The 20,596-nt window shown below is 49.4% G+C and carries 18 protein-coding genes and 1 pseudogene; 13 read left to right on the top strand and 6 right to left on the bottom strand.

Features of this window, described 5'->3' with window-relative positions:
* Nucleotides 1–22 precede the first annotated feature (22 nt).
* The 4 genes from BM191_RS08950 to BM191_RS08965 all read left to right on the top strand — a co-directional run bounded on the left by BM191_RS08950 (nt 23) and on the right by BM191_RS08965 (nt 2,768).
* Nucleotides 23–814, top strand: a complete 792-nt coding sequence (locus BM191_RS08950; RefSeq protein WP_092877328.1) for an ORF6N domain-containing protein — start codon at nt 23–25, stop codon at nt 812–814.
* The gene (locus tag BM191_RS08955; protein WP_092877330.1) at nt 814–1,050 is read left to right on the top strand and encodes a hypothetical protein; all 237 of its coding nucleotides are present in this window, start codon (nt 814–816) and stop codon (nt 1,048–1,050) included. The genes BM191_RS08950 and BM191_RS08955 overlap by 1 nt, the downstream gene beginning before the upstream one ends.
* Before the next feature lie 61 nt (nt 1,051–1,111).
* Nucleotides 1,112–2,569 (top strand): phage tail protein, encoded by a 1,458-nt coding sequence (locus BM191_RS17390; RefSeq protein ID WP_092877332.1) that lies wholly within the window; start codon nt 1,112–1,114, stop codon nt 2,567–2,569.
* Nucleotide 2,570: 1 nt separating this feature from the next.
* A complete protein-coding gene (locus BM191_RS08965; protein WP_092877334.1) occupies nt 2,571–2,768 on the top strand; it encodes a hypothetical protein in 198 nt (65 codons plus the stop codon).
* On the opposite strand, the gene BM191_RS08970 is transcribed toward BM191_RS08965, so the two are convergent.
* Nucleotides 2,753–3,754 (bottom strand): acyltransferase family protein, encoded by a 1,002-nt coding sequence (locus BM191_RS08970; protein ID WP_143088812.1) that lies wholly within the window; start codon nt 3,752–3,754, stop codon nt 2,753–2,755. The two genes, BM191_RS08965 and BM191_RS08970, sit on opposite strands and share 16 nt — an antisense overlap.
* Nucleotides 3,755–4,011: 257 nt before the next feature.
* Between BM191_RS08970 and BM191_RS08975 the strand changes: the two genes are divergently transcribed.
* Nucleotides 4,012–4,191, top strand: a complete 180-nt coding sequence (locus BM191_RS08975) for a hypothetical protein (protein ID WP_092877338.1) — start codon at nt 4,012–4,014, stop codon at nt 4,189–4,191.
* 7 nt (nt 4,192–4,198) lie between these two features.
* A complete protein-coding gene (locus BM191_RS08980) occupies nt 4,199–4,693 on the top strand; it encodes a type II toxin-antitoxin system death-on-curing family toxin (protein WP_092877340.1) in 495 nt (164 codons plus the stop codon).
* 49 nt (nt 4,694–4,742) lie between these two features.
* Here BM191_RS08980 and BM191_RS08985 read toward each other — a convergent pair whose 3' ends face one another.
* A complete protein-coding gene (locus BM191_RS08985) occupies nt 4,743–5,495 on the bottom strand; it encodes a KilA-N domain-containing protein (RefSeq protein ID WP_092877342.1) in 753 nt (250 codons plus the stop codon).
* A gap of 264 nt (nt 5,496–5,759) precedes the next feature.
* Nucleotides 5,760–6,680, bottom strand: coding sequence for a hypothetical protein (locus BM191_RS08990; protein WP_177203320.1), 921 nt, complete (start codon nt 6,678–6,680; stop codon nt 5,760–5,762).
* A gap of 486 nt (nt 6,681–7,166) precedes the next feature.
* On the opposite strand from BM191_RS08990, the gene BM191_RS09000 reads away from it, so the two are divergent.
* Together BM191_RS09000 and BM191_RS09005 are read left to right on the top strand one after the other, a co-directional pair.
* Nucleotides 7,167–7,484 (top strand): LexA family transcriptional regulator, encoded by a 318-nt coding sequence (locus tag BM191_RS09000; RefSeq protein ID WP_092877346.1) that lies wholly within the window; start codon nt 7,167–7,169, stop codon nt 7,482–7,484.
* Nucleotides 7,485–7,782: 298 nt separating this feature from the next.
* A pseudogene (locus BM191_RS09005) lies at nt 7,783–9,080 on the top strand (tyrosine-type recombinase/integrase).
* Between the two features lie 340 nt (nt 9,081–9,420).
* On the opposite strand, the gene BM191_RS09010 reads toward BM191_RS09005, so the two are convergent.
* Nucleotides 9,421–9,714: a hypothetical protein gene (locus tag BM191_RS09010; RefSeq protein WP_092877348.1), complete on the bottom strand. Its 294-nt coding sequence runs from the start codon at nt 9,712–9,714 to the stop codon at nt 9,421–9,423.
* A 407-nt stretch (nt 9,715–10,121) separates the two neighbouring features.
* Nucleotides 10,122–12,269, bottom strand: a complete 2,148-nt coding sequence (locus BM191_RS09015) for a beta-glucosidase family protein (protein ID WP_092877350.1) — start codon at nt 12,267–12,269, stop codon at nt 10,122–10,124.
* Nucleotides 12,270–13,649: 1,380 nt separating this feature from the next.
* Here BM191_RS09015 and BM191_RS09025 point away from each other — a divergent pair.
* Both BM191_RS09025 and mlaA read left to right on the top strand, forming a co-directional pair.
* A complete protein-coding gene (locus tag BM191_RS09025) occupies nt 13,650–13,853 on the top strand; it encodes a hypothetical protein (protein WP_092877354.1) in 204 nt (67 codons plus the stop codon).
* A 159-nt stretch (nt 13,854–14,012) separates the two neighbouring features.
* A complete protein-coding gene (mlaA, locus tag BM191_RS09030) occupies nt 14,013–14,777 on the top strand; it encodes a phospholipid-binding lipoprotein MlaA (protein ID WP_092877356.1) in 765 nt (254 codons plus the stop codon).
* Between the two features lie 51 nt (nt 14,778–14,828).
* Here mlaA and fadL read toward each other — a convergent pair whose 3' ends face one another.
* Complete coding sequence (gene fadL / locus BM191_RS09035; protein ID WP_092877358.1) at nt 14,829–16,166, bottom strand: long-chain fatty acid transporter FadL; 1,338 nt, start codon at nt 16,164–16,166, stop codon at nt 14,829–14,831.
* A gap of 344 nt (nt 16,167–16,510) precedes the next feature.
* Between fadL and BM191_RS09040 the strand changes: the two genes are divergently transcribed.
* The 3 genes from BM191_RS09040 (at nt 16,511) to fadJ (ending at nt 20,449) form a co-directional block, all read left to right on the top strand.
* A complete protein-coding gene (locus BM191_RS09040; RefSeq protein WP_092877360.1) occupies nt 16,511–16,807 on the top strand; it encodes a YfcZ/YiiS family protein in 297 nt (98 codons plus the stop codon).
* A 177-nt stretch (nt 16,808–16,984) separates the two neighbouring features.
* Entirely contained in the window at nt 16,985–18,292 is a 1,308-nt protein-coding gene (gene fadI / locus BM191_RS09045) for an acetyl-CoA C-acyltransferase FadI (protein WP_092877362.1), read from the top strand.
* A complete protein-coding gene (gene fadJ / locus BM191_RS09050; protein WP_092877364.1) occupies nt 18,293–20,449 on the top strand; it encodes a fatty acid oxidation complex subunit alpha FadJ in 2,157 nt (718 codons plus the stop codon).
* The last annotated feature ends 147 nt before the right edge of the window (nt 20,450–20,596 follow it).

Here is a 20,596-nt window from a genome sequence, read left to right on the forward strand (position 1 = left end):
CAACTACTGATTGGAGTCTTACATGCAACAATCTTCATCAACTGGTTTTAATGTAGCAAAAACAAACCATGCTGTCGATCCCCATGCGCTGCCTGTTATTGAGTGGGATGGCGTTCGGGTGGTGACAACGGAGTCGTTAGCATCAGGCTATGGCACCGATGAAGTCAATATCCGTATGAATCTGAGCAACAATAAGAACAGGTTTATTGCTGGCGTTCATTACTTTTCTTTAACTGGTTCAGATCTAAGGGAATTTAAGAACAGAGTAAATGAAAGCTACTCTGTTGGTAAACGCGCCAGGTCTTTAACTCTATGGACAGAGAAGGGCGCAGCGCGTATGTCCAAGATTGTCGACACCGATGAAGCATGGAACTTCTTTGAGAAACTAGAGTACTCCTACTTTAGGTCGCAGGCCGCATCGGTTCTGCCACTTAGTTATGAACATGCGCTTGAGGATTTGCTGGCGAAGGTGAAAGAGAATCGCTTACTGTCCGAGCAGCGCGACCGAGCCATAGAAACCAAAGCGTGGATTGGTGAAAAGCGCGAGGCCACTGCTATGGCAACTGCATCAGTTGAGAAGCGGCGAGCTAATGCATTGGCTGAAAAGCTGGGTGAGTGCTCGAAGTTTGCAACAATTAAAGCTGTTGAGCGTGAGACCGGCACGAAATATAGCCCTTACCCAATGCGTAAGTGGTGTAAGCAACACGGATTAAGTGCCAAAGACGTTCCTGATGAAACATATGGGACGGTTAAGGCATGGCCTGCTGAGGCGTGGCGAGAGGTTAACAGCATTATTTTGAAGAGGATTTTCTAATGAATGTTGTTTCTATCAAGGGAGGTGAAATTGAGCCTGGATATCTCCATGAAGGAATACTCAAGCTTTCTGACACAGTCATTGATGTTGCTAAAACTGCGATTGACGATTTAAGGGCCATGCAGGATGAGGGGTGGGTAGATTTAGAGATACTTAAAATTCACCTGACTACCATTCACGATGTGGCTGTGTTTATCCACGGAGCAGGAATGAGTATTGAGCAGGGACTTAGCTGACCGGATTCACTACCTTTCAATTACCCAACCCGCTACGGCGGGTTTTTTATCGGAGCTTTACATGAAAAAAACAGACCTACCCGCACGTAAACCGGTTCCGTTTGCAGCAAACGGCTCGCGTCGGGATTTAACCGACAAGACGCCGACAGGCAGCAATCAGGCGTCATATGATGCTGGCTTTCCACCCGTTACGATGGTTATCAAAGCGGCTGGCGGGTTGCCACCTGACGGGCGGGATTTTAACCAGGCCTTTAACGAGCTTTACGCCGGATTAAGATGGCAGAATGCAGGCGGTGGCTATCCTTTTGACGCTGATTTCGCTGCTGCAATAAGCGGCTATCCGGCTGGCGTGAAGCTTCCTAATTCTACAAGCGACGGCTTCTGGCTGAATACTTTAGACGGCAATACAAACAATCCCGAAGTTAAAGACTCTACTTTGACGGGCTGGGTACCGGTCAACAATTACGGAACGTCATCTGTAACAGGACTGACGACAGGAACTGTCACACTCTCAACATTACAAGCATCGAAGAATGAGATAGCGCTGAGTGGAACTCTGACAGGAAATATCACGCTTATTGTTCCTGCATGGCAGCGTAGCTTTAACGTTACTAACAATTGTCAGGGTAATTTCACTGTTTCCATCAAAACCTCTACGGGTACCGGACTTGTTATGTCTTCCGGGCGCAATAATCTCTACTGTGATGGGAAAAATATTACTGCTGTTCTCCCGGTTGCATCGCTGACTAACGCGGGTATTACGCAACTCAGTAGCGCAACTAATAGCGACGCGGAGAACGTGGCCGCTACGCCTAAAGCGGTGAAAGATGCGCTGGCGAATGCTGTGAACAGGCAGCAAAAGTTTACAGCCAGCGGTTCTTTCACAGTTCCAACCGGGGTGACAACTATTTATTTGTCAGGTTGTGCGGCAGGCGGGGGCGGCGCATCCGGCGCGACAAACAGCGGCGGTAAATCATCTTTAGTTGGCGGTGGCGGTGGCGGGGGTGGCGGGGCCGGCCAGTCAATCATTAAGCAAGCATTTACTGTAACGCCCGGGCAAGTGCTGACGATTTCAATCGGGGCAGCAGGGAACGGTGCTCAAGCCTCAACTGCGGGCGGGGGGTATAACGGGAATAACGGCGGAAATACGTCTGTCACCGGATTAGTCACCCTCCTGGGCGGTTCGGGGGGGGGCGCGGGGGGCGTCGTGGATAACGACTATGTTGGCGGCGGCGGTGCCGGAGGTGATGGTGGCGAGGGGTATCCGGCCGGGTCATCTGGATCGGATGGTAACTATGCTGGCAACGGCGGACCAGGAGCAAGCTCTACATTCGGCGGAGGCGGAGGCGCATCCCGAGCAGTAAAATCAAACCCCGAAGGTAAGGATTACCAGGGGCAGCCCGCATTTGGGTTTGGGGCGGGAGGTGGGGGTAGCGGTGGAGCCTACGGAGCTACCGACGCACTTTTTTCATATTCTGCGGGCGACGGTGCGCCCGGACTGATGATAGTGGAGTGGTGATATGAAAATATTAGCGATAATTAAAAATGGATTGGTTATTGATACCGTTTTAATTAACGATGAAAGCAATGGCTGGGAAAAGCCAGATAATACTTCGACAGTTGATGTAACTGGCCGGGATGTCGGCGTCGGGTTCGCTTACGATGAGTCAAGCAATAAATTCAAAAACCCCGCAGTTGATGATCATTTAGATGCCTGACGTTCCGGCAAATCTTTTCTGATTTTTCTGTGTCTCATTCTATAAAATGGCTGCTCAATAAGCCTTAGTGAAATGTATGACATGGTCAGGGATGACCCTAATATTATTAATGCACCGCTAGTTGATAGTACACTAAATCCCATTTTATTAAATATATAGAAAAACATCAGGTGATTGAGATATACGCCATAACTTAAATCACCGGCTAGCGTATCGATTTTACTTTTTAAGTTTATTTTAAAAATCAACCCTACGACTGGGACGCCAATGACAATGCCAGATAACACTTCTTTATTAAATTCATGGGAAAGATTCTTGACTGTCAGGGAAAATAATAACATTACGCACGAGACGATATAGAATGCCCATAATGACTTTTTCTCACCCTCCGCCATCATACTTCCGAGCAGAAAAATGAATAACGTCCCTGTGAGCATTCTGTAGCCGAAGTAGTCCGTGTTTATCAAACCCGCGAACGCTGGCACAAAAAGAGCGAAAGATAAGATTGCCCACATTACTTTTCTGCGGCCTGATAGAATAAATGGAATTAATAAATAGAATTGTAGTTCAAGTCCTAATGACCAGGATTGAGGAACTATGATATAATTATTGAAATAGACTGCAAAAGTATTTAGTGGTAGCATTATTAAATTCACAAGGAATTGTGAAATACTTATCTCTCCTGAGCCGTCAAAGAATAAGTATAAAAATGAAGTGATTATCAAATAAAAAATAAACTGAGGAAACAGTCTCAGTGCTCTATCAATATAAAAGCTCTTTAAGTCAGATTTTTTGGGGAATTTATATGAAATTAATTTTGTTATTACGTAACCGCTAATTATCAAGAAAGAAATTACAGCCGTTACACCCTGGTTATATGACGGAAATTTTATGGCGCAGTGCGAAAACAAAACTAAAACTGCAAGAAATAATCGATAGAACCCCATTTTATCTAACTCTCTCGCTGTAATTACATGTGCGCCCAAATGGCAATCATCCCACACCCGCCCCAACTTTTCACTAAACAGTTAAGATTTTGTGATGGTTGTTGGGGGGGGTGGGGAGGCGCATTGCTTGGCATCCTCGCAACCTTCAGACAGAAAAGCCTATCTGCGATGTATAGATATGAGCAGGTATGAGACAACATGATGTTGACCGATAACACTTATGGTATTAGACTGACACCAATAGCTTAAGCTATATACCAACCAGCACTGCGTAAGTGTAACAAGGGGAACCAACCATGGGTCACGCATTAGAGAAGGCTGATCGTTTGTACATTCCGCCTCGTGACAAATCCACGGTGGCGAAACCAAAAGCAGCGATCAGCAAATCATGTTCGCATACCGATCAGGTGAATAATGCACTCGAATTTGGTTTTGCGCGTTATGAGAAGGCGATGGAAGCTCTTTCTAAGGTCTGAGTAACGGATGGCAGAGTACGCCGAAGGGGTTAACTATCTTTCTATTGAGGATATTGTTTTCATTAACAAGGTCTTGATAGAAACACAAACCCCAAATGAGCCGATAGCAGTACTGAATCCCAATAATCTAAGCTCATCGCAATCCAGGCCAGGCACAGTTAGGTACTATGAGCAGACAGATGACATGTTTCGCCTGTCTGCTGCATTGATCGAAAGTCTAATCCAGAACCATCCATTTGCCAATGCAAACAAACGAACCGCTTTTATGGCGGGCTATGTGTTTTTGCTGCTCAACGGCTATGAACTCACAGCTCCAGGTGATGAGGTTGTTATCATCTCAGAAGGTTTGGCACGTAAGGAATATGCGGCAGAAGACCTTGAAAACTGGCTCTGCCATTGGTCGCGTGAATATGACTCCCGCTTGTTATGTGCGATGAGAGTTAATCCGCTTCAGGCTCTTGTCACGTCATCGCATTATATTCGAGTCATAACGAATGACTAACCCGGCCATTGTGCCGGGTTTTTAATGCTTAACGCTCAAGGCGGGGGAGTCAGAGGCGCAACATTGCCCGCTCTCTGACGAACGCTCTTTGCTCCATTTCATCCCAAAGTACTATGCCGCCTCTGTGCCTTACCAGGCTTGCAAACTGGTCTAACGTGGCGACAGTAGCACCCTCTGGCACAAACTCAGTGCGCACAATCTCGGAGCCGTCAAAATGCATCGCTATTACGCCTCTGACGGGGATTGACAATGCTGGAAGGGTGCCTGTCTGCTTGGGGAGTAACTCACCTTCCAACGCCAGTCTGTGGACGTACTCGATAGCAATTGGCAAATCTTCAGAAGAAAGCTCGTCGATATGCTCAACGCTGAAGCGCTGATGGATCAATGCATAGGCTTCTGGATAGAGAAGGTGCTTTTTGCTTACCAGCATATTGATTGCGTCACGGAGTGGGGTACGTTCGTCTACTGTGGTTTTCTTATCGTTGCGGGATGACATGAGTGCATCATACGCACGTATAACCTCGAGTGAAAATGATGGACTGATCCACATCGCATAGACATATACGAGTTCCTTACAAACATAGGTTCCGCCGTTGCGACCTTTTTTTGAGACTATCGGATTAAATACGGGATTTTCCGTATTTAAAATCTCAATAGTTTCTTTTGTCTGGTCAATGCGCACCCATTCGTGTGGGGCATGGCGGCGTTCATTACCGGCCGCTTTGTGCAAGTCATTTAGAGAATAGCGACCTTCAGTATCATGGTGTATGGAAATTTTTGAGATGACGAGATGAGTGTTCATTTTAGCGTCCTATGTCGATTACTTATACCCCTTTTGAGAGGGCGGTCGGGCGCTCAAAACCGGACATAGACGGCGGGCATATTTCCATTACTGGTATTGTATTAGCCGCACGCCCGACCATAATCTATGGACGTAAAAAAACCGCAAGACTGTCGGGCGCGGTATCCGCTATGTCATGGTGTTTTGAGCACCTAATCAGAGTATGCGACAGTCAGTGCAGTGTGTCAAATGGGGTAACCCCGGCGCGGTGGACGGGGTTAGGTGTCAGTGAGGCTTTGGTAATTCAGGTTTGCGTACTGAAAGAACAATTTTCTCAGCATCAATTCTTGGCAGGTCACCGTCTGCCGATTTCTTAACTAAATATGCGCCAAGCCTATTTTCTATGTACTCTGTTTGCATCCAACGACGAAACTCCCCTAGCGCGTCATCTGGATAAATCCATGCATCGACTGGACCTGCTCTATGCTGAGGGAACCAATCAGGGTAAACGTGGTGATACTTAGTGCGACGACCGTATTTTTCATCGAGGCCATTTCTGTCCCAGTATGTGGACCAGACCTTGCCAACACTAATGTCTGGAATAGCACTTGGTCCGAAATTAAAGTTATTTCTTACCATCTTCAGAGCTAGATCAGCCATCTCTCTAAACACTGAAAAGTAACCAAATGGGACTTGGTCATTCATAAGTAGGCGCTCATGGAAACACTCCATAGCCCCGCGTCGAGGGTTCTCGGGGTCAATGCCTACACTTAAAAAAATAAATCTTCTTAATTGTGAACCTGCAAGCTTACGGAAGTTATCAATAGCTATCTCTCTTCCAGCCTGATTAGCCTCAAATGCGTAATATTCTAGAATTGCCATGCAGACAGTGTCAGGGAAAGCATTTGCTTCTGTCCCTTGTATAACCGTCTTTGTGAACAACTTTTGTAAGTTTAAACCTTGCTTCTTTAACAAAGAATCGACGAACATTCCTCGCGGTTTTGTACGCTCCTCGTGCCAGTTAGATGTGAAACGAAGTAAAGGCGCATGGTCAATGCCGCACAGCCTAGCAAGTCCGCGAAGAGTTAAAAATGGAGAGCCATCATTCATAACGCCCATCTGAACGCCATCAATATCAGCCTCTTTTATTGGATAAAGCTCCAATTCTATCTGTTGCCCAGACAGTACTAAACTCAAGTTATCCATCTGATAAATAACCCTTTTTAGGTGGTGCCTAACGCACTATTTCCCTGAATATTTTTCGCATCCATCTAACGTAGATTGCGCACTGTGTGAAAAATAATTATAACCTGTTGTTGAATAGGTAATCTCCTACTAAATTTCTTTACCCAACGATCCTTTCCCAAATTTTCTCCATCTCCCACTTGATCACTTCTATCGATAAATATACTGTATGCATATACAGTATATTTATCAGGAAGGCTAACCGTGCCACGCCGCTACGAAATACATATAGCATTCAGAGACAGCATTAAAATAGCTGCCAACGGCAGGCGCACAGTCGCTACAGTTGACTTCGTAGCTGCACTGTCAAAGTACAATCACGAGTTCACGCTTGCTGAGGCGAACTGCTGGATTGAAAACTATCAGCACTCGTTCCGCGATATCTCAACTGAAGAAGGTGAGCGCCGGACGTTCAGGCTCTATAATCCGAATAACGGGGGGTTCTGATTGGGCTTTCCATCTCCAGCGCAGGACTACGTTGAGCAGCGTTTAACGCCTGAAATTCTGTGCGGCGTTAATGCCAACACGCTGATAGTGAGAACAAGTGCCGGATACGCGCTTGTCGAGAAACACAGAATGCCGGGTCAGGGCGACATAGCATTAATTTCATGCGGTGAGAGTGAACGATTTGCTAGATTGTCCGGGCGAACATTTATCATTGACGACGGCGAAATTTTGCAAGGTGAAGTGCTGGATGATGTGATCGTGGTGGGCGTAGTCACTCACATCATCATCGCGCTTGAAGTTAGTGATGTTCCGTTTTGAAGATAACTATCAGCGTCAACCAATCATTAAAATTACATTGTGGGCATTATTGCGGGCATTATATTTTAGATTAAAAAACATATCATTTATTTCAGTGCATTAGGATATTTTGCGGTTTTTGCAGGGGGCGCCATTCGAAGGTATTTTCACTTCCAGCAAAGTCCACAAAACCCTTAAAAATCCTTCGAGTTAGCGGCTTCGCTGTGACTGTAAATGCTTTAACGTCCACCGCAATCCATACATGCGAGGGGGCATAATCGGGGGTACCCCAGGTTCGATATTAAAAATGCCCCTTTATATGAAACTAACAGCACGGCAGGCAAAGACTGCATAGCCTGAATACAAAGCCTGTAAACTCTCTGATGGCATGGGGTTATATCTGGAAATTATCCCGCGAGGCTCTAAATACTGGCGCATGAAGTACCGCCGTCCTTCTGATAAAAAGGAGGACAGATTAGCCTTTAGTGTCTGGCCTGCTGTTTCCCTGGCTGATGCCAGAGCCAAACGCGATGACGCCAAACGCCTACTGGCTAAAGGGCTCGACCCCAAAGTGGAACAAAAAGAGTCACAGGCTGAAGCAGAGGGGGCATATAGTTTTGAAACTTTACCCGCCAGTGGTATCGCGGATGCCTGAAAAAGTAAATCCCAACACATGCACGAGCCGTATTTAGCTCACTGGAGCATTATGTTTTCCAACATATTGGCGGTGATGACATACGACAGCTTAAAAGCGCCAGCTTTTAGCCACCGTAAACAGTGCTGATTCCGTGAATAAGCATGATGTTGCAAAGCGTCTGAGACAACGCGTTACCTCTGTCATGCGCTATGCCGCGCAGAACGGTATTATTGATATTAACCCCGCGCTGGATATAGCGGGTGCTTTGGGATCAGCAAAAACAGAACACCGCCCCCGCACTTTCTCATGCCCGTTTTGAAGAACTTCTTTCCCGGATAAGCATTTACAGTGACAGCCCTGTAACCTGCTTTGCGGTGGAGCTGACCTTGCTTACGTTTCTACGTTCCAGTGAACTGCGTTTTGCCTGGTGGGAGGAGTTTGACTTTGAGCGGGCTGTCTGGCATGTGCCACCTAAACGGCCAGAAATCGAAGGTGTGCGCTATTCCTGGCGCGAGATGAAAATGGAAACTCCGCATGTGACCCCTTTAAGCAAACAGGCAGTGATGCTACTGAAAGAACTCAAAGAGTACAGCGGTGATACCAGCAGACTGTTTCCCGGTGGCCACAATCCGCAACAGATTGTGAGCGAAAATATTGTCATTAAGTCACTGAGAACGAGGGTGTATGACACTACAACAGAAGTCTGCGGGCATGGATTCCGAACGATGGCGTGCAGCGCTACGGCAGATTCGGGACTGTGGTCACGTAAGACTGGCGAAATGGAGATGAGCCACCAGGAAAGGAATGATGTGAGAGCGCCATATGTACATACCGCTGAATACCTGGAGGAAAGACGCGTAATGATGCAAAAATGGGCTGATTATCTGGACGCCAACAGGCAGGCGCATGTTACACCGTATGACTTCGATCATGATGTCGGGCTGGGATATAACATGGTATCAAGAGCAAAAAGGAAATGAGATTCTACGCGCGCATACATAAGCTTTATTTTACCTGTTTCATATGTTTCACTAACTTATATTTATAGATAAATCATAATATTAAGTGAAACAGGCACTGAAGCAACTCTTTAGGTAGTTGTTTCACCCTGCCCGGTATCCCGCGCTTTGCATAAATCATTAATTATATGATTTTAATGATTTTAATGATTTTAATGATTTTTCCTTGCTTTAATGATGTATTTATTCACATCAATAAGGAGATAAGCCCATGCCTGCTGTTAGGTTGATGAGCCGCCGAATCCTGATAGCTGATAACGCTTTTGCTTCAATCCGCATTCTGGAAGTAGATACGGCTATCTCAGGGAGCGCACATCAGTACAGATACAGCCTGGCCTGCATTGTGGATGGTGCGCGCGCCATGAGGTAAGACAACGAGCGCGGCAAAATTGAAAACCTGATTGCCAGTTTTCAGACAAATATTAACCTGTTGAGGAGATAACACCATGCGAGTGCTGACCGGTAGGGTAATGATCGTTGATGATGCTTTCCGGCCGGCAATGTTGGACGCCTCGCGCGCCATGAACGGCGATTTCGTCGGCTCAGAGTTGATATTTTCCACAGTAGAACCACTGGCAAAACTATGCTTGCCCATGACCGCTGGCAGATCATCGAAGTAATGGAAGGAGAGCAGGCCGTGTCTATCCGCGAGCTATCGCGCAAATCGTGATTTTCGCGGCGTGTATAACGATGTTCAGTCTTTGCTGAACGGGGGAGTACTGGACAAGGACGGCGAGAAGATTGCACTACCCTATGACCGGATTCATATTGAGCTCGACTCGGACGATGCGGTGGCGTGACGCTGCCCGTTTAAGCCACCAGCCGAAATAAATCCCCTTTCAGGCTGATTGACGGAATAAAAACCGTGCAAATCTACACGGATTCAAAAAAACTTATAACCTACTGACTTTTATTGAATATATCGACTTATAATCCAAATAATGGGGGAGGGCAGAATCTTCTCATCAAAAGCGGGCAGACGTTCATCTGCCCGGAGTGCGATCAGTAATATTTCTCAGAGGCTGTCAGTGCAGTTCCTGCATGGAGTACGACGTCATCAGCCGTTTTACAGAGAAGCACCTTGTACTGACCAGCCCGGGTGACCCAGGCAGCCACTTTCTCATCCCAGCTCGCTACCACGCGCGGCTCCAGCTGCAGCTCGACCTCACAACTTTCACCCGGCTTAAGATACACACGTTTAAATGCAGCAAGGCGCAGAACAAAGTGGCGATCGTCTGGCTCAACAAACAGCAGCGGCACGTCTGCACCGGCGCGACGTCCACAGTTAGTGACCCTGAACGAGGCTATAATATTCTTCCCGTCGGAGGTGACTTTCAGAGCGTCATACTCAAAGGTGGTGTAGCTCAGCCCATGGCCAAATGAAAACAGCGGCGTCTGTTGCATGCGGGCGTGCCAGCGATAGCCAACATCGGAGCCTTCAACATTATAGTCTATGTGGATGATGCCGCCCTTAACGGGCGTGCCCGGCAGGGAAGTGGTGCTGGCCGGATCGATCTGCGCCGGGTGCGGCAACTGCTCCTCAGAGGACGGAAAAGTAACAGGCAGACGACCTGATGGATTAACCCGGCCAAACAGCACGCCGGCAATCGCCTCGCCGCCGCCGGAGCCGGGATACCAGGCTTCCAATACCGCCGGCACCGCCTCAAGCCACGGCATCGTCACCGGACCGCCGGTTTCCAGTACCACAATGGTTTTGGGATGCGTCGCTGCCAGCGTTGTGATCAGCGTATTCTGGGCGTCGCTGAGACTTAGCCCCTGTGCGTCCAGCGCTTCGGACCGCCATTCGTCCGCAAAGACAATAACCGCATCCGCCCGGCGTGCGGCGCTGACGGCTTCAGCCAGATTATCGCCGCTGAGATAGTTAACCTCCGCCGCGCCCGATTCTGCGCGTATAGCGTGAAGTGGCGATGACGGCTGGTAGACCTTGTCTGTCTGTATGCCCATGAAGTTCACGCCCGGCAGGCGCAGGCTGTCCACCGGCGTTACGCACGACGAACCGCCGCCTGCCAGCACGCCGTGATCGGCATGCGCGCCCACGACCAGCAGTCTCCCGGCACCGCGCGCCAGCGGCAGCGTATCTCCGGCATTTTTAAGCAGAACAATCCCCTGCTCAGCCTCACGTTGAGCGATCTGGCGATGTGCCATGTAATCGATATCGCCATGGGGGCGGGCGACATTTTCAACGGCGCCAACGGCAAACAGGCTGCGCAGGATGCGGCGTACCATGTCGTCAATGCGGCTCTGTGGCACACGCCCCTCGACCACGGCTTTCCTCAGTGGCTCGCCAAACCAGACATTTTCGTCGAGGTTGGCACCGGACTGCACGTCCAGCCCGGCGAGTGCGGCTTTTTCGGAGGAATGCGTGGCGCCCCAGTCTGACATCGCCCAGCCCGGATACCGCCAGTCACCCTTGAGGATATCATTAAGCAGATGCGCGTTTTCAGATGCCCAGTCGCCGTTGACCAGGTTATAGCCGGGCATCACCGAGCCGGGTTTCCCCGTCTCGATGGCCAGCTCAAACGCCAGCAGGTCCGACTGACGCATAGCCGCTTCGCTCAAATCGGAGCTGGCGACGACCCGTCCGGTTTCCTGTGGGTTGATGGCAAAATGCTTGACGGTTGAAACCACATGCTGCGACTGGATGCCGCGCACGGAGTGTCCGGCTATAATGCCGGTGAGCAGCGGATCTTCAGAAAGGTATTCGAAGTTACGACCGCCGCGGGGTTCGCGGACAAGGTTAGCGCCGCCTGCCAGCTGAACTTTAAAGCCTTTGGCAAACGCCTCCCGGCCGACCACCTCACCGGTCTGTTCAGCCATTTCAGGACTAAAGGTCGATGCCAGCATCAGGCCTGAGGCCAGCGCCGTGGCGTTATCGCCCGGACGAACGTTTCCTGGCGCGGTGACGCCGAGGCTGGCGTCAGTCTGTTGCATCGCCGGGATGCCCAGGCGCGGAATACCCGGGTAGTAAGCGGCGGAGCCTATCGCGCCTTCCGGCAGCGGTTCGTCGCCCATCGGGATTGCCATCGGCCCTGACAGCCAGGCGTATTTCTCATCTTCCGTCATCTGCGCCAGCACGAGGCCAGCCTTTTCATCGGCCGTCAGGCCTTCTTTTTGCCAGTCATAGTTCATCTGCTCTCCTTTTTTACCGTTAATCTGCCGGCGCGTCAGGCGTTACCTCCGGCCGATATTTTAAGTACGCTGACCAGCTGCATACTGCATTAAGGATTTCACTGAGCGGTCGTGAAAGCCGTCTTTTATCCAACCCACGGCAATCCTGATAAGCGCGCGTCCCCCGTGGACACAATATTTTCCGTCACGCTGCATCAGGGATTCTGCACCTATAGCAGGATCTGCCCCCGCATTTTGCATACCTCCAGGGCAACCGGGCTGATATAAACGGCCTCAATGGCAAACAGGCGGTCATCATCCGGATCGGTGGAGAAAAAGTTACAACGCGGCGGAGGTTTTACACCCTGCCATTTGGTCGAACTTGTCCAATCACTCGTCAGCAAAGAAATAAGTTTTGAACAGTCTAACGGTTTATGTGATGGGTGAATAAAAGACATCATTGTTTTGTAACTCTTCTATTATATGACATCTTCAGGATATGATTCTTTGACGAGTCTATCTTGCTTAAGTCGAGAAGCTTCGAAATTTCCTAAATCTTTGATATGGATTTTACTTGTAACTGCGGGATTTTCTTTCTGCGATCCACGCAAAATTTTTCGTCGCGGCGTACAAGGCGCCTATGTTCCATTTTCATAGCAACTATTTCATCCTGGATTTTTGAAATATCTCTTTCAGAATACTGCCTGACAATAGGTCTGCTTCTTAAGATATTATCTATAAACCAATTTTTAAGTTATCCGGGCTAACCTTTATCATTGATGACAGCGAAATTTTGCAAGATGAAGCGCTGGATGATGTGACCGTGGCGGGCGTAGTCACTCACATTCTCATCGCATTTGAAGTAAGTAATGTGCCGTTTTGAAGATAACGATTAACATCAGCCAATCATCATAATGACATTGTGGGCTTTATCTTCGCGTTAAATTAAATAGCAATCTAATTCAGTACCTTATGCTATTTGTCGGTTTTTTGCAGGGGACGCCATTTCCTTGTCGCCATCATGCTTGAAGAGGACTTCGCCTGTTATCTCGGCAAGATACTGAACGCTTCATTCGCATGAAATAGCCACCATCCTTTACCTTTTCGATCGGCATCATGGCATGGGGCCGGACGTGTTTGCTGAAAATACGCCACCAATAATTCGGTTATCAGAGGATTGATTTCAGTGCTCAGTGGCATGCAGGAAGCGGCTGCGTCAGGATGATAGTAACCTTGCGCTATTGGGGGTGAGGACCATACAACATACGGCCTGCAGTAGTATGATCCTAGCGTGGGTGCCTGACAAAAAATGTTAACCTTATTGCCAGAGAATGATAAACAGATCGGTATGATCCAACGTGGTATTTAGCCGCTGAGAACCGAGGCTGACGAGCAGGCTGATTGGCTGTCTTTAAAGATTTTTTGGCCGCAGATGCCAAAAAAATGTTACCGGCTTGCGGAGTATTGTATATTTCCGTAACAGATGGCGTTTCATCTGCCCCTGTGGCAGTAAAAATTGCTTCTGAACTATTTCCTTCATCGCTGACATTTGATGACAATAATGTCAGTGCGTTGATATTCTGCTTAGCATCAGATACAGGCTAGCACCCGCATTTCTCGCGATGGTCGCGCTAATCTGAAGTCGTGAGGCTGGCGTGGTATTAATGCAATATCGTCTTTTGATGGTCATCAAAAGTTAATGATGAAGATAACTCAGCAGCAGCCGGGAGAGTAAGAAATGACTAATAGCACAGGAAGACCCCTATGAATTTTCGCCTGACTGGTTTGGCGCTGGCCAGCGTCCTTCTGGCTGGTTGCGCCAGCTCCAAACCGGCGGATAAACCCCAGGGGCGTTCTGACCCCCTGGAAGGCTTCAACCGCACGATGTTTGATTTTAACTACAATGTGGTCGATCCCTATGTTTTACGGCCGGTTGCAGTCGCGTGGCGAGACTATGTGCCGATGCCGGCGCGTACGGGTATGAGTAATTTTCTCAGTAATCTTGGTGAACCCGCCAGCATGGTTAACAGTATCCTGAGAGGTAACGTTAATGCTGCTGGTATTCACTTTACCCGTTTTTTCCTCAATACGGTGCTCGGCATGGGTGGATTTATTGACGTTGCTGACAAAGCTAATCCACGGCTGGCGCGAACGGATGCGGTACGCTTTGGCACTACGCTTGGTTCCTACGGTGTTGGCTATGGGCCTTATGTGCAGCTGCCATTTTACGGTAGTTTCACTTTGCGCCAGGACGGGGGCGATTATGTTGACGATCTCTACCCTGTGTTAAGTTGGCTAACTTTCTGGATGACTGCCGGTAAGTGGGTATTGCAGGGCATTGAAACCCGTGCAGAACTACTGGGTTCTGATGCCATTTTGCGTAATTCAAAAGATCCTTACATCTTCGTACGTGAAGCTTATTTCCAGCATAACGATTTTCTCGCCAACGGTGGCAAGCTTAAACCAGAGATCAATCCGAATGCTGCGGCCATTCAGGGCGATCTGAAGGAGATTGACTCCGGAGATTAGCCTGGTGCAAAAAAAAGACCACTTGAAGTGGTCTTTTTTTCCAGTGGACGGTCAGAATTTATAGTTAAATTCGGCGCCGTACAACCAGGCCTTGCCATCAGAATTAAAGGTATAAGGCACGGGTGTGCCGCCGGCGGCTCTGGTTGCGGCAAGGTCGGTACCCTCTTTGACGGTAACTTTTTGACCGTGCATGTAAGAGATGCCAAGGTCGACAGACGCGTTTTCATTGAAGGCATAGCTGGTGCCAAGGCTCAGCCATAAACGGTCCTGATCCGGAATGGAAATGGAGCGCTTCTCAGAAGGCACCGGGCTGTCATCAAAGGCGATACCAGCGCGGAAGGTCCAGTTATCATCGTAGAAATAAGAGGTTCCCAGTGCGATACGATAAACGTCCCGATAATCTTCTTGTTTATAAAACAGTGTCTGACCATTCGTGCCAGTGGCTTTAAGCTCCTGGAACTGACTCCAGCTGGTGTAAGCCATGCTGTAGTGGACTGCCCATTTCGGCGCCACTTTATGGTAGCCAGAAAGCTCCCAGATTTCAGGTAAATTAAGCGTCAGAGAGCCAGGAATTGTGCTGCCGCTGGTGCCGAAAGGCAGGCCGAACTGACCGGCGACAGGATTGAGCTGACTTGGGATACTGCTGTTATAATTACCGTTAAAATCGATTTTAACTTCTGAACGATATGTAAAGCCAAAGCGATTGTTTTCATCCACCTCGTAAAGGATACCGGCGTTCCAGCCGTAACCCCATTCATTACCTTTAAGCCGGCCGACCTGGGTATCTGTGGGTATCGCAGGTAACCCCACGGCAGGTAGCTGTGAACCCAGTTCGCCAGCGTAACGCTCAATTTTAGCTCGTGCGTATACCGCATCGAAACCTACACCAAAGCTAAAATGACGATTGAGGCGATAGGCGCTGCTCAGATTGAGGTTCGTAGTCATCAGGTCAGTTTTACCGCCGTAGCCACCAGCAGCGTAACTATCATTGTATTCTGTCGCGAGTCCATAATTGCTGGTTGCCGAGGCGCCAACCCACCATTGATCGTTGATCGGATAAACATAGTGGACGTTGGGGATCCACTGATTGGGAGCAATGTTTTTCGCATCAAGGCTGTTACCTGAAGCCGTTCGACCAGTAATATCTACGCCAGGGTCGACGTAAACGGCGCCAATTGAAAACATTGTGCGATCCATCAACGCCATGGTGGCCGGGTTACGACTGGCAGAAGCCGCCGTATCCCCTATAGCACCTTCGCCTGAGTATGCGCGCCCCAGGCCGACAGCTGAAAATTCGTTGAGCTGAAAGCCCGCAGCTGAAACATGTGTTGCAACAAGTGCCACTGCTGCCGCCAATGCAGAGTTTGCAAACAGGTTTTTATGGTTCATGGCCACAACCTCATTATTTAAATTTTAAATATATTTTACATCGGGTAACAATTGATCGCGGATTGTAGGGGCTGGTCTACCCCTGACAAATCAGACCAGTGGGTCTAGTATAAGTACAGCTTGTGTTGAAGTTACAATATTGTTTTCTATATGTGTCTAGAATGTTTTAAAAAGGCGATCATCTTAACAAAATCTTTCTCTCTGGTTTTCATTCATTCACCGGATATGCGGCAGATCAATTTTTTTGCCGATAACGCGCAGGAACACTGTCTGTGCGTTAATACAGGAGTAAACTGCAGGCCGTGATAAAGCCTTTAACCTGTCGGAACTCCAAGGAGCCAGATTTGAAAAACTCTCTGAATCAATGCAGCGCAAATGAAACCGCTGCCTGTTGCTGTGTAGATGTTGGCACCGTAATGGACAATTCTGATTGCGACGCCTCTTGGCGACATCTCTATGCCGATCAGCAGCAGGCACAGCAGTCACTGGCTGCGCTGACGGAAAAAGCACGTGCGGTTGAATCTGAACCCTGCATCATTTCATCCCGCTTTGAGGAAGATGCTGCTGGCGTGTGGCTGGATGTTAATTTTACTTTCAGCTGCCAGGCTGAAGCGCTAATCTTCCAGCTGGGTTTGCGCTAGGCGATTTCCTCCGCATCCGGTAGCGTCAGCTGCCGGTTTTCATGTTAAAGCGTGTTTTTACTCTCAATTTTTTCTCCTGTTGCTTGGCTTAATTCCCCTTTATCGATAAAACTTAGGATCAGGTCTGACCACTAAGGCGAGCATGCCGTCGGTCTTTTATTCGTAACAGGTGAAAAGATGAGCCATCAGCCGCGTTTCTCACGACCGGGAGAACGGATTGTCATTACGCATGGACTTCGTACTCCTTTTGTGCGACAGGCGACGGCTTTCCACGGTATTCCGGCGGTAGAGCTTGGAAAAATGGTGGTAAGCGAGCTGCTTTTTCGCAGCGAATTACCATCAGAGCTGATTGACCTGCTGGTCTTTGGACAGGTTGTGCCGACGCCAGAGGCACCCAATATCGCTCGTGAGATAGTATTGGGCAGCGGAATGAGCGTTCATACCGATGCCTATAGCGTCAGTCGCGCCTGCGCGACTAGCTTACAGGCGGTCGCAAACGTTGCGGAAAGGTTATTGGCAGGAACGGCGCAGATAGGTATAGCTGGTGGTGCTGATTCCAGTTCTGTGTTACCGATTGGTGTCAGTAAAAAGTTGGCATGTCTGCTGGTTGATCTCAATAAAGCCCGCTCACCAGGAAAAAAACTGTCATTACTCAGACGGCTGCGTCCACGCGACCTGCTGCTGGTAGCGCCGGCAGTCACTGAATATTCCACCGGTCTGCGCATGGGCGATACCGCAGAACAGATGGCTAAAACGCACGGCATTACGCGTGAAGCCCAGGATAGCTTTGCACATCGCTCCCACCAGCGAGCCGCACGAGCCTGGCAACAGGGGCTTCTCAATGATGAAGTGATGACGGCCTATACCGTACCGTTTCGTCAGGCGACTGAGCAGGATAATAATATCCGTCACAACTCCACGTGGGAGAGTTACAGCCGCCTGCGTCCGGCATTTGATCGTAAACACGGCAGCGTTACCGCGGCGAACAGTACGCCGCTGACCGATGGCGCGGCTGCGGTAATGCTGATGACAGAACGGCGAGCCAGGGAGTTGGGTATCACGCCGCTTGGCTATCTCAGGAGCTATGCCTTTAGCGCGATTGATGTCTGGCAGGATATGCTGCTGGGGCCAACATACGCCTCACCGCTGGCGCTCGATCGTGCGGGTGTGACGCTCAGTGACTTGTCGCTGATCGATATGCATGAAGCTTTCGCCGCCCAGACTCTGGCTAATATGAAGCTTTTTGCCGATGAACGCTTTGCCCGTGAAATGCTTAACCGGTCACATGCACTGGGTGAGGTCAACGAGGAGCAGTTCAACGTATTAGGTGGTTCGATTGCTTATGGTCATCCTTTTGCTGCCACAGGTGCCAGAATGATCACTCAGACGTTACGCGAATTGCAGCGCCGGGGGGGTGGTCTGGCGCTGGTTACCGCCTGTGCGGCTGGTGGCCTGGGTGCGGCGATGGTACTGGAGAGCTATTAAATGACGATCCCTCTGGCTTTTAACCTCAATTATCGTCTGGACCACGTCGCGGTTGTTACTATTGATGTCCCCGGCGATAAAATGAATACCCTGAAGGCGCAGTTTGCCTCAGAGCTACAAGCGGTCATTCGCGAAGCGCGCAGTCATCGTCAGCTTGCGGGTATTATTTTGATCTCTGGCAAGCGTGATTCTTTTATTGCCGGTGCCGATATTAACATGATTGCTGGTTGCCAGACGGCGCAGCAAGCACAGGCGTTATCAGAACAGGGACAGCGTGTCATGCAGGAGCTGGCTGATTTGCCCTTTCCGGTGGTGGCGGCGATAAACGGAGCCTGTCTTGGCGGCGGGCTTGAACTGGCACTGGCCTGCGACAAACGTATATGCACGACACACGAAAAAACCCGCCTCGGCCTGCCGGAGGTTCAGCTGGGGCTATTACCCGGATCAGGTGGTACCCAGCGTTTGCCGCAGCTTATTGGTCCGTCGCGAGCGCTGGATATGATCCTCACCGGTAGAGCGTTACGCCCACATCAGGCGTTGAGGATAGGGCTGGTCGATGACGTGGTGGCTGAAAGTATTTTACTGGAGAGTGCCGTAAAAATGGTGCTGCAAGGTGTGCTCAAACGTCAGCCCTGGCCGCTCAGTGAGCGCCTGCTGAACACCCCGCTGGGCCGACAGTTTCTGTTCAGCCTTGCAGGTAAAAAAGCACAAGCGAAGGCACAGGGAAATTATCCGGCTATTGAACGCATACTCACGGTGGTAAAAACTGGGCTGGAGCAAAAAAATCGCAGTGGGTATATCGCTGAAGCTCGCGCGTTCGGCGAACTGGTCATGACTCCGGAATCAGGCTCACTGCGTCACATTTTTTTTGCCATCAGTGAAATGAAGCGCGAGCAGTCACACGATGAAAACACGAGGTCGTCCGACAAACTCGGTGTGCTTGGCGGCGGACTGATGGGTGGCGGTATTGCCAGCGTAGCGGCCACTAAAGCGGGGCTGCCGGTGCGAATCAAAGATATCAATACTAAAGGAATCAACCACGCGCTGAAATACAGTTGGGATTTGCTGGGCCGTAAAGTAAAACGGCGCCACATTACCCCGGCGCAGCGTAATCAGCAGATGGCACTGATCTCCGGTGGTACTGATTATCGGGGATTTGGCGGGCTTGATCTGGTCATTGAAGCGGTGTTTGAAGATCTGACGCTTAAGCAGCAGATGGTCAGTGATATTGAAAATAACTGTGATGAGCAAACGATTTTCGCCTCAAATACGTCGTCATTATCGATAGGTGCCATCGCGGCGCACGCAATGCGTCCACAGCAGGTTATCGGACTGCACTTTTTCAGCCCGGTCGACAAGATGCCGCTGGTGGAGATAATCCCTCACGCTGAGACCGCGCAGCAGACCATCACCAGGAGTGTTGCGCTGGCTCGCAAAATGGGCAAAACCCCGATAGTCGTTGCTGACAGCGCCGGTTTTTACGTTAATCGAATTCTGGCGCCCTATATAAACGAAGCGCTGCAATGCGTACTCGAAGGCGAAGCTATTGACCGGGTAGATAAGGCGCTGGTGAAATTTGGTTTTCCGGTTGGCCCGTTTCAACTACTGGATGAGGTTGGCATTGATGTCGGCAGCAAAATTTTACCCATCATGGCTGAGGCTTTCGGTGAGCGTTTTGCTGTACCCTCTGTCTTTGAACGGGTTCTGGCTGATGGTCGTAAAGGAAAAAAGAGCAAGCGCGGATTTTATCTTTATCCGGCTGGTGGCGGGAGAAAGAGAAAAATTGATAAACAGATCTATAAGCTGCTGCAGGTAACCCCCGGCGCGCGCCAGACACCGCAGCAGATAGCTGAACGTTGTCTGATGATGATGCTCAATGAAGCCGCCCGTGCGCTGGACGAAGGCGTAATTAAAAGCCCCCGGGATGGTGATATTGGCGCTATTTTGGGTATCGGTTTTCCACCCTTTCTCGGTGGGCCTTTCCGTTACATGGAGCAGTATGGAATTGCACGCATTGTCAATATTCTAACCTCGTTATCGCAACAGCACGGTGCGCGATTCACTCCCTGTCAACGTCTACAGGGGATGTATAGTGATGACGAAAAATTTTACAAAATTGACTCGCAAGATAATACCCATTCATCTTCAGCGGGTTAGCAAGCTGTCCCCTGCTGATGTTCTCTCTCAGGCGGGGTATAAGCGTTTAATAAATGAGCGACTTGTTGACTATGGTGAAGGCGATAAGGTACAACACAACGTTCATTTGTAAAATGAAGGGCTGGCGATGAAACCTTTGACCAGCGT

Source organism: Izhakiella capsodis, from assembly GCF_900115045.1.
GTDB classification, from domain to species: domain Bacteria; phylum Pseudomonadota; class Gammaproteobacteria; order Enterobacterales; family Enterobacteriaceae; genus Izhakiella; species Izhakiella capsodis.

What these genes read in the sequence shown, in the direction of transcription:
- BM191_RS08950 (WP_092877328.1), top strand. Translation starts at nt 23, where the DNA reads ATGCAACAATCTTCATCAACTGGTTTTAATGTAGCAAAAACAAACCAT.
- BM191_RS08955 (WP_092877330.1), top strand. Translation starts at nt 814, where the DNA reads ATGAATGTTGTTTCTATCAAGGGAGGTGAAATTGAGCCTGGATATCTC.
- BM191_RS17390 (WP_092877332.1), top strand. Translation starts at nt 1,112, where the DNA reads ATGAAAAAAACAGACCTACCCGCACGTAAACCGGTTCCGTTTGCAGCA.
- BM191_RS08980 (WP_092877340.1), top strand. Translation starts at nt 4,199, where the DNA reads ATGGCAGAGTACGCCGAAGGGGTTAACTATCTTTCTATTGAGGATATT.
- BM191_RS09010 (WP_092877348.1), bottom strand. Translation starts at nt 9,714, where the DNA reads ATGGGCAAGCATAGTTTTGCCAGTGGTTCTACTGTGGAAAATATCAAC.
- BM191_RS08985 (WP_092877342.1), bottom strand. Translation starts at nt 5,495, where the DNA reads ATGAACACTCATCTCGTCATCTCAAAAATTTCCATACACCATGATACT.
- mlaA (WP_092877356.1), top strand. Translation starts at nt 14,013, where the DNA reads ATGAATTTTCGCCTGACTGGTTTGGCGCTGGCCAGCGTCCTTCTGGCT.
- fadJ (WP_092877364.1), top strand. Translation starts at nt 18,293, where the DNA reads ATGACGATCCCTCTGGCTTTTAACCTCAATTATCGTCTGGACCACGTC.
- BM191_RS08975 (WP_092877338.1), top strand. Translation starts at nt 4,012, where the DNA reads ATGGGTCACGCATTAGAGAAGGCTGATCGTTTGTACATTCCGCCTCGT.
- fadI (WP_092877362.1), top strand. Translation starts at nt 16,985, where the DNA reads ATGAGCCATCAGCCGCGTTTCTCACGACCGGGAGAACGGATTGTCATT.
- BM191_RS08990 (WP_177203320.1), bottom strand. Translation starts at nt 6,680, where the DNA reads ATGGATAACTTGAGTTTAGTACTGTCTGGGCAACAGATAGAATTGGAG.
- BM191_RS08965 (WP_092877334.1), top strand. Translation starts at nt 2,571, where the DNA reads ATGAAAATATTAGCGATAATTAAAAATGGATTGGTTATTGATACCGTT.
- BM191_RS09015 (WP_092877350.1), bottom strand. Translation starts at nt 12,269, where the DNA reads ATGAACTATGACTGGCAAAAAGAAGGCCTGACGGCCGATGAAAAGGCT.
- fadL (WP_092877358.1), bottom strand. Translation starts at nt 16,166, where the DNA reads ATGAACCATAAAAACCTGTTTGCAAACTCTGCATTGGCGGCAGCAGTG.